The sequence below is a fragment of the Microbacterium sp. AC035 genome (genome assembly GCF_979258485.1).
In genome coordinates, this window is sequence record NZ_OZ409858.1 from 1,808,522 (window position 1) to 1,821,527 (window position 13,006).

13 protein-coding genes are annotated in these 13,006 nt (G+C 69.4%); 1 reads left to right on the forward strand and 12 read right to left on the reverse strand.

Annotation, left to right across the window (positions count from 1 at the left end; all coding sequences use genetic code 11):
* Positions 1–25: 25 nt before the first annotated feature.
* The 12 genes from ACZ0AA_RS08820 to ACZ0AA_RS08875 all read right to left on the reverse strand — a co-directional run bounded on the left by ACZ0AA_RS08820 (position 26) and on the right by ACZ0AA_RS08875 (position 11,563).
* The gene (locus ACZ0AA_RS08820; protein ID WP_400865975.1) at positions 26–1,171 is read right to left on the reverse strand and encodes a UDP-N-acetylmuramate dehydrogenase; all 1,146 of its coding nucleotides are present in this window, start codon (positions 1,169–1,171) and stop codon (positions 26–28) included.
* Complete coding sequence (locus ACZ0AA_RS08825) at positions 1,171–1,569, reverse strand: MaoC/PaaZ C-terminal domain-containing protein (protein ID WP_400865978.1); 399 nt, start codon at positions 1,567–1,569, stop codon at positions 1,171–1,173. Before ACZ0AA_RS08825 ends, ACZ0AA_RS08820 begins: the two co-directional genes overlap by 1 nt.
* Positions 1,569–2,024 (reverse strand): FAS1-like dehydratase domain-containing protein, encoded by a 456-nt coding sequence (locus tag ACZ0AA_RS08830; protein WP_311259493.1) that lies wholly within the window; start codon positions 2,022–2,024, stop codon positions 1,569–1,571. Before ACZ0AA_RS08830 ends, ACZ0AA_RS08825 begins: the two co-directional genes overlap by 1 nt.
* Before the next feature lie 38 nt (positions 2,025–2,062).
* On the reverse strand, positions 2,063–3,265 hold the full coding sequence (locus ACZ0AA_RS08835) for a glycerate kinase family protein (protein ID WP_400865982.1): 1,203 nt from the start codon (positions 3,263–3,265) through the stop codon (positions 2,063–2,065).
* 111 nt (positions 3,266–3,376) lie between these two features.
* The gene (locus ACZ0AA_RS08840) at positions 3,377–4,981 is read right to left on the reverse strand and encodes an SLC13 family permease (RefSeq protein WP_400865985.1); all 1,605 of its coding nucleotides are present in this window, start codon (positions 4,979–4,981) and stop codon (positions 3,377–3,379) included.
* The gene (locus ACZ0AA_RS08845) at positions 4,978–5,637 is read right to left on the reverse strand and encodes a response regulator transcription factor (RefSeq protein ID WP_400865988.1); all 660 of its coding nucleotides are present in this window, start codon (positions 5,635–5,637) and stop codon (positions 4,978–4,980) included. The genes ACZ0AA_RS08840 and ACZ0AA_RS08845 overlap by 4 nt, the downstream gene beginning before the upstream one ends.
* Position 5,638: 1 nt before the next feature.
* Positions 5,639–7,231, reverse strand: coding sequence for a sensor histidine kinase (locus ACZ0AA_RS08850; RefSeq protein ID WP_463512698.1), 1,593 nt, complete (start codon positions 7,229–7,231; stop codon positions 5,639–5,641).
* On the reverse strand, positions 7,224–7,520 hold the full coding sequence (locus ACZ0AA_RS08855) for a hypothetical protein (protein WP_400865994.1): 297 nt from the start codon (positions 7,518–7,520) through the stop codon (positions 7,224–7,226). The genes ACZ0AA_RS08850 and ACZ0AA_RS08855 overlap by 8 nt, the downstream gene beginning before the upstream one ends.
* Before the next feature lie 80 nt (positions 7,521–7,600).
* Positions 7,601–8,401, reverse strand: coding sequence for a sulfite exporter TauE/SafE family protein (locus ACZ0AA_RS08860; protein WP_400865997.1), 801 nt, complete (start codon positions 8,399–8,401; stop codon positions 7,601–7,603).
* 39 nt (positions 8,402–8,440) lie between these two features.
* On the reverse strand, positions 8,441–9,988 hold the full coding sequence (locus ACZ0AA_RS08865) for a tripartite tricarboxylate transporter permease (protein ID WP_400866000.1): 1,548 nt from the start codon (positions 9,986–9,988) through the stop codon (positions 8,441–8,443).
* Positions 9,988–10,545 (reverse strand): tripartite tricarboxylate transporter TctB family protein, encoded by a 558-nt coding sequence (locus ACZ0AA_RS08870; protein ID WP_400866003.1) that lies wholly within the window; start codon positions 10,543–10,545, stop codon positions 9,988–9,990. The genes ACZ0AA_RS08865 and ACZ0AA_RS08870 overlap by 1 nt, the downstream gene beginning before the upstream one ends.
* A 1-nt stretch (position 10,546) precedes the next feature.
* Positions 10,547–11,563 carry a Bug family tripartite tricarboxylate transporter substrate binding protein gene (locus tag ACZ0AA_RS08875; RefSeq protein WP_400866006.1) on the reverse strand — a complete coding sequence of 339 codons (1,017 nt, stop codon included), beginning with the start codon at positions 11,561–11,563 and terminating at the stop codon, positions 10,547–10,549.
* Between the two features lie 162 nt (positions 11,564–11,725).
* Here ACZ0AA_RS08875 and ACZ0AA_RS08880 point away from each other — a divergent pair, with 162 nt between their 5' ends.
* The gene (locus ACZ0AA_RS08880) at positions 11,726–12,946 is read left to right on the forward strand and encodes a hypothetical protein (protein ID WP_400866009.1); all 1,221 of its coding nucleotides are present in this window, start codon (positions 11,726–11,728) and stop codon (positions 12,944–12,946) included.
* Positions 12,947–13,006 lie beyond the last annotated feature (60 nt).

Below are 13,006 nucleotides of genomic sequence, written 5' to 3' on the forward strand. Positions count from 1 at the left end.
TGATGCTCGGCGGAGCCCGGCGATGTCAGAGTTCGACGCCGAGCAGCACGGGCTCCGGCTGCAGCACGAGACCGAACTCGGCGTGCACACGGCTCTGGATGAAGCGGGCGAGCTCCGACACCTCGGCTGCCGTCGCGCCGCCACGGTTGGTGAGGGCGAGGGCGTGCTTGGTCGAGACCGATGCACGCGACCTCGGCAGCTTGAACCCCTTGCGGATTCCGGCCTGCTCGATCAGCCAGGCGGCGCTCACCTTCACATCGGGCGCCTCCGGCTTCGCGGCAGGCACATACCCGTCGTAGGAGGCGAGCGGAATCACGGTGACGGTATCGAGGTCGGGGGTCACGGGCCACCGCGGGCACTCGGGCGGCAGGGCACGGGCGACGACCTCGGGCACGATCGCATTCTGGAAGAACGAGCCGACGCCGTGCGTGTCAGGGTCGTTCTCGTCGAGCAGCATCCCCTTCGAGGCACGCGTCGCGAGGATCCTCTCGCGCACCCAGCTGAGCGGCACAGGGGCGTCCGAATCGAGGCCCAGCGCCCTGCGCAGCTGCTCACCGCGCACGACGCGCTCTTCGGCGACGAGAAGATCGACGGTGACCGACAGGATGACGGCGCGGCGCTGCGGCACGCTGCCGTAGTGATGCTTGAGCACCGAGGTGCGGAACCCGAGACCGAGCTCTGATGCCGGGACGACCGACACCTCGCCCGTCGCCTCGTCGATCAGCTCGACCTCGACCAGGGTCTCCTGGATCTCCTGACCGTATGCGCCGATGTTCTGCACCGGCGAGGCGCCGACGGTGCCCGGGATGCCGCTCATCGCCTCGAGTCCGGCATACCCGCGCTCGACGGCGTAGGCGACGAGATCGTCCCAGCCGTGCCCGGCCTGCGCGCGAAGCCGGATGCGTCCGGCATGCGGCGACGGAAGCTCTTCGATTCCGCGGGTGAGGATGCGGATGACGGTTCCCTCGAACGAGTCGTCCCCGATGAACAGGTTGGAGCCGCCACCGAGGACGAACCACTCGTCACCGCGTGACCACACGTCGGTGAGCGCACCGATCAATTCGTCGGTCGTCGACGCCTCGAGCATCCGCTCGGGCGCACCACCCGTTCGGAGGGTCGTGAGATTCGCGAGCCTGAGCGGCTCGACCTCGTGCACCACGTCGTCGCCCATCAGGCGGCGACGCGCAGCTGCGCCTTGACGAGGACAGTCGTCTCGCCGAAGGTGACCTTGAGATCGATGCGAGTCGATTCCTCGTCGGCGGCGCCGACGGTGGCGACGACGTGCAGGTCGGCTCCGTCAGCGGGGTCGACCACGACGGGCTTGGTGAACCGCACGCCGTAGTCGAGGATGCGCGTGCCCGGTTCGAGAGCTGCGACCACCACCGACGATGCGATGCCCATCGTGAGCATTCCGTGTGCGAGGACGCCCGGCAGGCCCACCTCGGCGGCGACGTCGTCACGGTAGTGGATCGGGTTGAAGTCACCGGACGCTCCGGCGTATCGCACCAGCGACTCGCGGGTGATGTGCACCGTGCGCTCTGCGACGACGTCTCCGACAGCGAACGGCATCACTCTGCTCCTTCTTCGGCGCCGACCAGCAGCACGCTGGTGGCGGTGACGACGTGCTCGCCGGCGGCATCCGTGATCTCGGCCGCGCTGGTGATCATGGCGTTGCCGCCCATCATGCGGATCGCGGTCACGCGCAACCGGCCGGTGAGCTCGTCCCCCGCCACGATCGGGCGGGAGTAGGCGAACTTCTGCTCGGCGTGGATCGTGCGCGCCAGCACGATGCCCGAGTCGGGTTCGGCCAGCAGCTGCTGCAGCGTGAGGTCTTGGATGACCATCGCGAAGGTCGGCGGCGCCACGACATCGGCGAAACCGGCCGCACGCGCAGCCTCGACATCGGTGTGCTGCGGGGCGTCGGCGAAGACCGCGCGCGCGAACTCGCGCACCTTCTCGCGGCCGACGAGGTAGGGGGACGTCGGCGGGAACTCCCGGCCGACCAGATCTTGGTTCACTGCCACCCCTCGATCCTACCGAGGGGTGGCACTGCGGTCGGCGTTCAGGCGCCTCTCGCCGACATGGCCGACCCGAGAAGCACCATCCGCATGCTCCGCTCGGCTGCATCGCGCAGCAGCGCCTCGCCCTGCTCCACTGCCTGCGCCAGCGGCATGGGCACGGTGATGATCGACGCGATCGCATCGATGCCGATGTCGTGCACGGAGGGCGCCCCCTCCCCCAGAGAGCCGGCGATTCCGAGGACCGGCACTCCGGCGACACGGGCACGCATCGCGATCTCCGCCGGCACCTTTCCTCGCGGCGTCTGGAAGTCGATGGCACCTTCTGCGGTGATGACGAGATCGGCGACCGCCATCAGCTCGTCGACCGCGTTCGGCAGCAGGCCGCTGTCGAGCAGCACCTCGAAGCGCGGTGCGAGACGAGCTCCGAGCACGGCCGCGAGCCCTGCGCCCAGACCGCCGGACGCGCCGGTGCCACCGCCCGTGCGGACGTCCATCCCGGCACCGAACGGGCTCTGCTCCTCGAGCAGTCCCGCCCAGGTGTCGAGCGCCGCCGCGAGGTGCTCGACCTGTGCGGGGGTCGCGCCCTTCTGCGGCCCGAAGACTCGCGCAACGCCGCGCGGCCCGCACAGCACGTTGTGGATGTTGCAGGCGAGGACGATCTCGACCTCGCCGATGCGCGGGTGCAGCCCGGAGAGATCCAGCTCGACCGCCTCACCGAGGTGCCGCCCTCCGGCCAGGATCGTTGCGCCGTCGGAACGGAGGATCCGCGCACCCAGGGCCTCGAGCGCCCCCGCGCCTCCGTCGCTCGTTCCGGAGTCGCCACAGCCGACGATGATCCGCTCGGCACCGTCGTCGAGGGCGGCGGCGATCAGCTCGCCGACCCCGCGGGTCGTGGTCTCGCCAGGGTCTCGACGGTCGCGCGGCACCAGCCGCAGCCCCGCCGCGGAAGCCATCTCGACGACGGCGGTTCCCGCCGCGTGGCCGCCGAGCCGGGCCCAGTGCGCGTGCACCGGTGAGCCGACCGGCCCCGTCACGACGCGCGGCACGAGGTCGCCGCCGGTGGCCGCGGCGAGCGCCGCGGCCGTTCCCTCTCCGCCGTCGGGCACCGGGAACTCGTCGACCTGCACACCGGGTATGACCCGGCGCACACCGGATGCGATCGCCTGTGCGACCGCCTCGGCGCTCAGACTCTCCTTGAAGCCGCTCGGTGCGATCAGGATGCGCTGCGGAATGTGAATGGACATGTCTTCTCCTTCTGCGCCCCTCGGGGCGAGTTCTGCCCGTGTGGGCACGACGATCACCGGTGCACCGGCGGTGCACGCGGAAGGGGGGATGGCTGGGGAGTGCGGCGAGGGTCAGCGCAGCAGCGGCAGACCCATCGACGGCCAGATCCACAGTGCGAAGACGGCGACGAGCACGAACATCGCCGGTGCGAGGATCACCGAGAGACGTCGCAGGTCGCGCGGGGTGAAGCTGTGCGGCACGACCTCGGGATCGGCGAACATCGCGACCGGTTTGGCCGAGCTGGGGAGAGTGTGGCAGAAGCCCGCTGCGGCAGTCGACGCGAACGCCGCCGCCATCGGATCGACGCCCAGCGCGGGGGCCACGGAGATCACGACCGGGATGATCGCGGCCGACCTCGCCGACCGTGACGGGATCAGCAGGTGCGCGGCGGTCGACACAGCGATCACGACGAGCACGAACACCACCGCGCTCGCGGAGCCGAGGCCGCTCATCGGGGCGAGTGCGGTGGTGCTCAGCCAGGTCGCGGCGCCGGTGCCGGTGAGCGCGGACGCCAGCGCGAGGGTCGCCGCGAGGAAGAGGAGCAGCGACCAGGGCACGCGCTTGACGGCGGCCGGGAAGGTCGTGCAGCCGATCCCCGGGGAGACGGCCGCGACCGCACCGAGCAGCGCGACGAGGGCCGGGGAGAGCTGGTGCAACGGCTCGGTCGCCCAGAGGGTTACGACCGCTCCGAGCAGGATCGCCGCCCTGCGCTCGACCGCGCTGAGGGGACCGGTCACAGCGGTCGAGGCGGAACGGGCCAGGTCGGCGGGGCTCAGACGCAACGGCGTGCCGGCTCGGTCGGTGCGGCGGGTGAAGCGCCACAGGATGATCTCGCACGCGAGGTGCGACGACACGATGGCGAGCGGGAGGCCGAGCCACAGCCACCCGAGAAAGGTGAACCCCGGCTCGCCCGCGGCGCGAAGCAGCTGGTCGGTGATGATGTGCGCTCCGGCACCGAGCAGGGAGCCGACGGCGGACAGCAGCACCACCGTCGGCATCAGCAGCGCAAGCGCCCTGACGACGCGTTCACGGCCGGGCAGGACATCGGATACCGCGGTGAACACCGGAACGGCGAGCGCGGCGCGCCCCGAGGTCGCGGGCACGGCGAATGCGGTGAGCGTGAGCGCCACGGTCGTCAGGTGGAAGAGGCTGCGGGGCCCGCGGGCGAAGCGGAGCAGGTGCGCGGCACCGCGCAGGGCGAGCCCCGAAGACGATACTCCTGCGGCGATCACGAACGCCCCGATCAGCAGCCAGATCGTCTCGTCTCCGAGTGACGCGAAGAACGTGCTCGCCGGGAGGATGCCGGTGACGATGAGCGCGACCGCGGCGAGGAACGCGACGAGCGTGTCGTCGAGAGGGGTGGCCGCCCAGGCCCACACGGCGAGCAGGAAGACCGTGATGGTCACCGCGATCGGCAGGGTCGGGCCGCCTGAAGATGCGGGGGCAGCCGAAGCGAGTGCCATCACGATGCCTGCCACGACGATCGCGGCCGCGACCACGAGACGCAGCACGAGCCGGCGTCCGACCGTTGCCGCCCGTGGGCGGGTCGCACGTCCGGCGGAGAAGGGGGACGCGCTCCGGTGCGCGGGCGGAAGCACGCCTGTGCGGTGCGGGGGCACGGTGGCGAAGCGTGCGTGCTCGGCGATCGGGGGGATGCCGTCGGCGGGAGTGCTCATCGGAATCGGTACCCCGCCCCGCGAACCGTCTCGATGCGCTCCGAGCCGATCTTGCTGCGCAGGGCGCGGACGTAGACGTCGACCACGTTCGAGGCGGGGTCGAAGTCCATGCCCCATACGTGCCCGATCAGCTGGTCGCGCGACAGCACCTGCCCCGCGTTCTGCAGGAATACCTCGAGCAGCGAGAACTCGCGGGAGGTGAGCTCGCGCATCGCCCCGGCGACCGTGACGCTGCGCGCTCGCACGTCGACGCGGACGTCGCCGTGCGCGAGCACAGGGCCCGTCGCACGCCCCTCGCCATCGCCGATGCGCAACCGCACCCGGGCGGCGAGCTCGGCGAACTGGAACGGCTTCGTCACGTAGTCGTTCGCGCCGCTCTCGAGTCCGCGCACGGTGTCGATGACGGAATCCCGTGCCGTGAGAATGATCACCGGCGTCGTGACCCCTTCACCCCGAAGATTGGCGAGCACGTCGAACCCGTCCATGCCGCCGAGGCCGATGTCGAGCAGCACGAGGTCGAACGTGCCGCTGCGCGCCATCAGAAGCGCGGTGTGGCCGTCCGCGGCTTCCGCGGTGTCGTATCCCGCGGCACGGAGTCCTCGGCGTACGAACGAGGTGATGTGAGGGTCGTCCTCGGCGATCAGGATGTTCCGCATGTCAGTGCTTCCTCTCATCCGACGGGTCCGCAACGCCGGCCGTCACGGGCGCGGGTACGTCGATGCCGAACATCGCCCCTTCTCCCAGCACGCTGTCGACCCAGGCTGAGCCGCCGTGGCCGTCGGCGATCGCCCGCACGATCGCGAGTCCGAGACCCGAGCCGCGGCGAACACCGGTGGTGTCTCCTCTGGCGAATCGCTCGAAGATGCGCTCCGCGTCGACTGCCGCGACACCGGGACCGCTGTCGCGCACCCACAGGCGCAGGCGCCGCTCCGCACCCTCGCCGTCGAACCGGGAGCCGAGCTCGATCCGGTCCCCGTCGGAGGTCACCTGCACCGCGTTCGCGGTCAACTGCAGCACCGCCTGCGTGATCCGCTGCGGATCGAGCTCCGCAGAGCCTTCCGCGATCTCCATGAGCTGCCAGCGACGATCGCCCAGAGCCTGGGCCTTCGCCTCGATGTCGAGAGTCAGCATCGAGACCTCGCACTGCGCCACCCGCACGAAGTCGTGCTGCTCGGCCCGAGCCAGCACGAGAAGGTCGGTGACGATCCGGCTCATCCGATCGAGCTCTCCGCTCACCAGCCGCAGCGTCTCCGCACGCTCCTCGGGGTCCTCGCTGAGCAGCTCGAGCTGGCCGCGGACGATCGTGATCGGTGTGCGCAGCTCGTGCCCCGCGTCATCGACGAAGCGCTGCTGCGTGGCGTGCACCGACTCGAGCCGGTCGAGCATCTGGTTGAAGGTCGTCGCCACCGCAGCGATGTCGTCGGTGCCGTCCACCGGCACGCGGGCAGTGAGATCGTGCTCTCCGATGTCTCGCGCCACCCGATACACCTCACGGACCGGAGCCAGGATCTGACCGGCCACGAGCCATGCGACGCCGGAGCTGAGCAGCACACCGATCAACGCCACCCAGGCGATCGTCACGAAGGCGTCATCGACCTGCGCGCGAGAATCCTGCGTGTACTGAAGGATCAGGACTGCTCCCTGCTGCTCGCCGGCCGTGAAGTCCAGCCGCCCCCACCGAAGGGGTCCCGTGTCGGACGACTCCAGCGCGCCCGAGGATGCCTCCGTGTTGAGCAGACGACTCACGAGCATCTCGCCACCTGCGACCGTTGACAGGTCGATGGCCTCCGGGGCGTCGGTGGCGTCCGCGGCATCCGCGGCATCCGCACGGCCGTTCGCGATCGCGATCACCTGTCCGTCGACGGCCGCGATCACCACCTCGTCCTCGTGCGCCGACTGGCGGGCCAGGTACTCCGTGAGCATCGCCTCGGCAGAGGAATGGGCCCCGGCCGCCGTGTCCTCGGCGAAACGCGAGAATTCGGCGGCCTCCTGCTCGATCTCGGAGTTGGCTGCCTGCTCGACGCTCGCGAGGAAGATGCTCCGCCCCATGACCCCTACTGCGATGAGCGTGATCAGGGTGCTGAGGACGATCCACAGCGTGATCCGCCACCGTGCCGGCAGCGTGCGCGGACGCAGCGTGCGCAGAGGCGCACCGCCGCGAGACACGTGGGAGGAGGTCTCGTCCGGTCGGGCCGGCTGCGGCTCCGGCTGGGCGACGATGTCGATCGGCAGGGTGGGCGCGTCAGTCATCATCGTCGCCGCCGTCATCGTCATCGTCATCGCCGACCTGCGGAGCGGGTGCCGGAGCGGGCTCCGGCACGGGGGCAGGGGCGGGTGCCGGGTCAGGGACGACGGGTGTCGTCGGCTGCGGTGCGGCAGGGACGCTCGGCTCGGCAGTGGGCGCCAGCTGCACCACGACGGGCTTCGTGGGGATCTGCGGCGCCGGGGGCATCTGCGCGAGGGCGATGCTGCCTGCCGCGAAGATCACCGGCACGGCGATCAAGGCACCCGGTATCAGGAGGCGTCGTAGGTCGGTCATGCCACCATGATGCCGGTCGATGATGATGCCACGATGAGCCGCAGATGAAGATCGCTTCATCTGCGGGCGCACGGCAACCGTCAGTCCTTCTTCTTGCGCCCCTTGATCGCCTTCATCGCCATCTGCACCGCGATGACCACGAGGTATGCCGCGAACAGCATGTTCCCCACCTGCGGGTCGATCAGCGTGGCCAGCCATGCGCCGAGCGCGGTGGTCGTGCAGGCGGACACTCCGACGATCGCCGCTGCGAGGAGATCGACGTTGTGGTTGCGCAGGTTGCCGATCGTGCCTGAGATCGCGGTCGGGATCATCATGAGCAGCGATGTGCCCTTGGCCACGAGGTCGCTCGTGCCGAATGCGAGCATCAGGATCGGCACGACGATCACTCCGCCGCCCACCCCGATGAGCCCTGCGAGGATGCCCGTGGCGACGCCCACGACCAGGAGAGCGAGTCCGTTGAGCAGCTGCAGCTCGAACTCCGCGTCGCGCGAGGGGACGACCAGGAACAGGCTCACGATGACGACCACGAGGAAGCCGACGAAGAACCAGCGCAGCACCGTCTGCGAGATCTTCGGCAGCATCCGAGTGCCGATCTGCGCGCCGACCACGGAGCCCGCTGCGAGGATCAGCGCGGGGATCCAGGCGACCGACCCGTTGATCGCGTAGGAGACGACGCCGACCGTCGCGGTCGGCACGATCGCCGCGAGCGATGTGCCGGCGCCGAGCCGCTGGTTGAAGTGCAGGAAGAGCACGAGCAGCGGAACGATCACCGTGCCGCCGCCGACGCCGAAGAGGCCGGAGAGGAGTCCTGCGATCAGGCCGATGCCGACGAATGCCGTGTAGGCGCGAGGCCCTCTGCTCAGGGTCTCTGCATCACTCACCGGATCAGCCTACTCTCAGGCTCCCCCTCCGTTCTTCCCTCAGACCTCGGAGTCGGCCTTGATCGGCACCGAGATCGATTCGGTCAGCGCCTGCTCGTAGCGGCGCTGACGACGACGCAGCCACAGGCCGCCGACGATCAGGAGTGCCAGCAGCGCGTAGGCGGTCGCCGCGAACGGCTGCGCGACGAGCGTCGTCAGGTCTCCCTGGCTGAGCTGGAGGGCGCGCCTCAGCTGCGCCTCACCCATCGGTCCGAGGATCATGCCGACCACGAGCGGAGCGACCGGGAACCCGTACCGTCTCATGAAGAACCCGAGCACCCCGATGATCGTCAGGATGAGGATGTCGACCACCGAGTAGTTCAGCGCATAGGCGCCGAACGCCGCGAACACGAGGATCCCCGCGTAGAGGTACGGCCGCGGGATCTGCAGGAGCTTCACCCACATGCCCACGAGCGGAAGATTCAGCACGAGCAGGATGACGTTGCCGATGTAGAGGCTCGCCACCAGCGCCCACACCAGGTTCGACTGGCTCGTGAACAGCATCGGTCCCGGCTGCAGCCCGTACGACTGGAAGGCCGTGAGGATGATCGCGGCGGTCGCTGTGGTCGGCAGTCCGAGCGTCAGCAGCGGAACGAGCACTCCGGCGGCGGCCGCGTTGTTCGCGGACTCCGGTCCGGCGACGCCCTCGATCGCCCCGCGTCCGAACTCGGACTTGTGCTTCGAGAGCTTGCGCTCGGTCGCATACGAGAGGAAGGTCGCCACGTCGGCGCCGCCCGCGGGGATCGTTCCGATGGGGAAGCCGATCGCAGTGCCGCGCAGCCAGGGCTTCCACGAACGACGCCAGTCGTCCTTCTTCATCCAGTTGCGCCATCCGCGCGTCACCGGGATCACGTCGATCGCCCCGTGCCGCAGCCGCGCGGCGATGTACAGCGTCTCTCCGACGGCGAACAGTCCGACCGCCACCAGCACGATGTCGATGCCGTCGGCGAGTGGCAGCAGCCCGAGCGTGTACCGCTGCTGCCCGGAGAGCCGGTCGGTTCCGACGAGACCCAGGAACAGCCCCACCCCGAGCGAGAGGAGGCCGCGAGGAACCGACGAGCCCATGAGCGCTCCGACGGTGATGAAGGCGACGACGATGAGTGCGACGTAGTCGGCCGGACCGAGGTTGACGGCGAACTGCGCGAGCACGGGAGCCAGGAGGGTGAGGCCGATGGTCGCGAGAGTGCCGGCGACGAACGACCCGAGGGCGGCGGTCGCGAGCGCTGCCGCGCCACGGCCCATCTTGGCCATCTTGTTGCCTTCGATCGCGGTGACGATCGAAGCCGACTCCCCCGGGGTGTTCAACAGGATGCTCGTGGTCGAGCCGCCGTACATCCCGCCGTAGTAGATCCCCGCGAAGGTGATCAGAGCGGCAGCCGGCTCGAGCGTGTAGGTGAGCGGCAGCAGCAGCGCCACCGTCATGGCGGGGCCGATTCCCGGGAGCACGCCCACCGCAGTGCCGATGAGCACGCCGATGAACGCGAAGACGAGGTACTGCGGCTGCAGCGCAGTCGCGAACCCCTCGAGGAGCAGAGACCAGCTGTCCATCAGAACATCCTCCCGAGCCAGGCCAGAGCAGGCCCCCAGGGCAGAGACAGTCCGAGCAGACCGCCGAACACGACCTGAACCACGAGAGCGAGGGCGATCCCGACGCTGAGAGCCACCCACCAGCGCTTCGCGCCGAGCGACCAGGCGACACCGCCGAACAGGATCGCTGCGGCCGGTGCCCAGCCGAGAGGTGCGATCAGGAAGAGGTGCGCCACGAGGAATGCGGCGATCTTCACGAGAGTGACCCAGTCGGTGGGGAGCGACTGATCGACGTCCTCCCCGTCTTCAGGGACTCCCCTCTGCCCGCGCAGGATGCCGATGAGCACGGCTACCGCGGATCCCAGGAGCAGAATCGCGACGAAGATCGGGAACACGGTCGGACCGACCTGCGCGCCGACCGGAACATGGATGGAGAAGACGCCGATCAGGGCGAAGACGCCCAGCGCGACCATCAGCAGGGCGAAGACGAGTTCACCCACTGGCACGGGGCCGACGATGCGTGCGGATCGGCGTTCGCCGATCCGCACACCGTCGGGCCCGGAGGACCCGGTGATCATGTCAGCCGACCAGACCGATGTTCTGCAGGGTCGCGGTGACCTCTTCGATGTTCTCGTCGAGGAACTCGTCGAACTCCTCGCCCGTGAGGAACGCATCAGCCCACCCTCGCGTCTCGAGCTCGGCCGTCCAGGCCTCCGAATCGTGCAGCTCCGTGACGATCCGCGTCAGCTCCTCGCGGTTCGCATCGTCGATCTCTCCGGGTGCGATCACCCCGCGCCAGTTCGTCAGGACGACGTCATAACCGGAATCCGTGATCGTGGGGACCTCGGGGAGCTGCTCGACCGATTCATCCGATGACACCGCGAGAGCCTTCATCGTGCCCGCGTCGATGTGCTGCAAGAACTCGCCGACGCCCGAGATGCCGGCGTCCACCTTGCCGCCCAGGATCAGAGAGGTCGCCTCACCGCCACCCGAGTTCGGGGTGTAGTTGAGCTTCTCGGCGATCTCGGCGCCGTCGAGCCCGGCCTCCTCGAGCATGAGCCCGGCCAGGATGTGGTCCGCGCCGCCGGCGGAGCCGCCGGTGATGGTCACCTCCTGCCCCTTGTCGACGACGTCCTCCACGAGATCCTCGAGCGTGTCGTACTCCGAGTCCGCCGGGACGACCACGACCAGCGGTTCGTCTGTCAGTCGGGCGATGGCGGTCGTGTCCTCGATGCGGACGGCCGAGGCGTTGGTCTCGACCGCGCCGACCATCACGAGGCCCATCACCATCAGGGTGGCCGGGTTCTGCTCGTTCGCAAGCTGGGCGAGCCCGACGGTGCCGCCGGCGCCGCCGACGTTGGTGACCGGCGCGGAGCCCACGATCTTCTCCTCCGTGAGGAGCTGCGAGAGCGCGCGTCCGGTCTGGTCCCATCCCCCACCCGGATCTGCGGGGACGACGATGTTCACGTCGCTGATCGTGACGGCCTCATCCGCAGCGTCGTCGCCAGCGGGTTCGGTGCTGCCCGAGCACGAGGTCAGTGCGAGTGCGGTTGCCGCTGCCACTGCCACCGCCGTGCCGATACGTGACTTCTTCATGTGCGCTCCTCCTTGAGCGTTCGTGTTGCTGTTCGTCCACCCTGGGAGGACGGATGCCGCCGCTCAAGCTTCGGAAACCATTGGTCGCGTTCCGAAAGTATTGGTCGCGATCGCCCGTCGCCCCGCGTCGCGGCGCACGCGCGCAGCGAGGACAATGGTCGAGTGGCCTCAAGGATGACGCTCCGGGTGCAGCTCCTGGCTCTGCAGGCGCTGATCGTGTTCTTGGTGACCCTCGCGACCGGGATCGTCGCCGGTGCCCTGCAGGAGCAGGCGCTCCGGGAGGCCTACAAGGATCGGATGCAGGCCGTCGCCCAGTCGATCGCGGCGCTTCCTCCCGTGCTCGAGGCCTTCGACGACCTCGAACCCGCCGCAGCGATCCAGCCGATCGCCGAAGTGATCCGCGAGGCCTCGGATCTCGCGTACGTGGTGGTCGCGAATGCCGACGGCATCCGCTACTCCCATCCGAATCCCGACCGCATCGGAGAGAGGGTGTCGACGGATCCGTCCGTGCCGCTCGCCGGTGAGATCTACGTGGGCACCCAGACCGGCACGCTGGGCACGTCCTGGCGCGTCAAGGTGCCGATCCGCGAGGACGGCGGCGTGGTCATCGGCACGGCATCCGTCGGCATCCTCGAGTCGGAGCTCAACGAGGAGTTCACCGCCAATCTCACCTGGCTGATCTCGGCGATGCTCGCGGCCGCCGTGCTCGGCGTCTTCGGCTCGGCGTGGGTCACCTCGGTGATCAGACGACGCATCTATCGGCTGGAGCCCCATCAGATCGCCGCCCTGGTGAAGAACCAGGAGACGACCCTGCATCGGCTCAGCGAGGGCGTCATCACGGTCAACGGCGCCGGTCGGATCACCCTCGCGAACGACGCCGCCGCACGCCTGCTCGAGAAGGACTCGAGCGAGCTCGATGACGCCGCCGTGGCCGACGTCCTCGACGACGAGCTGCTCGACGTGCTCAGGATCGGCGAGAACGAGGGGCGACCTGTGATCGTCGGATCGCACGTCCTGGTGGCTCGCAGCACCGGAAGCCGCGTCGACGGCGCCGATGTCGAGGCCACTCTGCTGCTGCGCGATCACACCGAGCTGCACGACGTGGTGCAGCGAGTCGAGGCAGCAGACGCGATCATCGCCTTCCGTCAGCGATTCGGGCTCCCCAAGGGGCTGAGCCCCGAGACCCTCGATCGGATCTCATCGGCCCTCGCAGCTCGCCCCGATGCCTCCGCCACCGAGATCGGCGACGATCTGACCATCTCGCGTGTCAGCGCCAGGCGCTACCTCGAACACCTCGCGAGCACAGGGCGCGCGATCCGCACCCTCGACTACTCGACGAAGGGTCGGCCCGGCACGCGGTATCGGGCCACCGGACCGTCATGACCGCTGCCTGCGTGCTCATCGGCTGCGAAAGCCCCTGGGACCGGGTCTCCTCCTGTGCGA

What these genes read in the sequence shown, in the direction of transcription:
- ACZ0AA_RS08825 (WP_400865978.1), bottom strand. Translation starts at nt 1,569, where the DNA reads ATGCCGTTCGCTGTCGGAGACGTCGTCGCAGAGCGCACGGTGCACATC.
- ACZ0AA_RS08870 (WP_400866003.1), bottom strand. Translation starts at nt 10,545, where the DNA reads ATGATCACCGGGTCCTCCGGGCCCGACGGTGTGCGGATCGGCGAACGC.
- ACZ0AA_RS08855 (WP_400865994.1), bottom strand. Translation starts at nt 7,520, where the DNA reads ATGACCGACCTACGACGCCTCCTGATACCGGGTGCCTTGATCGCCGTG.
- ACZ0AA_RS08845 (WP_400865988.1), bottom strand. Translation starts at nt 5,637, where the DNA reads ATGCGGAACATCCTGATCGCCGAGGACGACCCTCACATCACCTCGTTC.
- ACZ0AA_RS08840 (WP_400865985.1), bottom strand. Translation starts at nt 4,981, where the DNA reads ATGAGCACTCCCGCCGACGGCATCCCCCCGATCGCCGAGCACGCACGC.
- ACZ0AA_RS08865 (WP_400866000.1), bottom strand. Translation starts at nt 9,988, where the DNA reads ATGGACAGCTGGTCTCTGCTCCTCGAGGGGTTCGCGACTGCGCTGCAG.
- ACZ0AA_RS08820 (WP_400865975.1), bottom strand. Translation starts at nt 1,171, where the DNA reads ATGGGCGACGACGTGGTGCACGAGGTCGAGCCGCTCAGGCTCGCGAAT.
- ACZ0AA_RS08875 (WP_400866006.1), bottom strand. Translation starts at nt 11,563, where the DNA reads ATGAAGAAGTCACGTATCGGCACGGCGGTGGCAGTGGCAGCGGCAACC.
- ACZ0AA_RS08850 (WP_463512698.1), bottom strand. Translation starts at nt 7,231, where the DNA reads ATGACTGACGCGCCCACCCTGCCGATCGACATCGTCGCCCAGCCGGAG.
- ACZ0AA_RS08835 (WP_400865982.1), bottom strand. Translation starts at nt 3,265, where the DNA reads ATGTCCATTCACATTCCGCAGCGCATCCTGATCGCACCGAGCGGCTTC.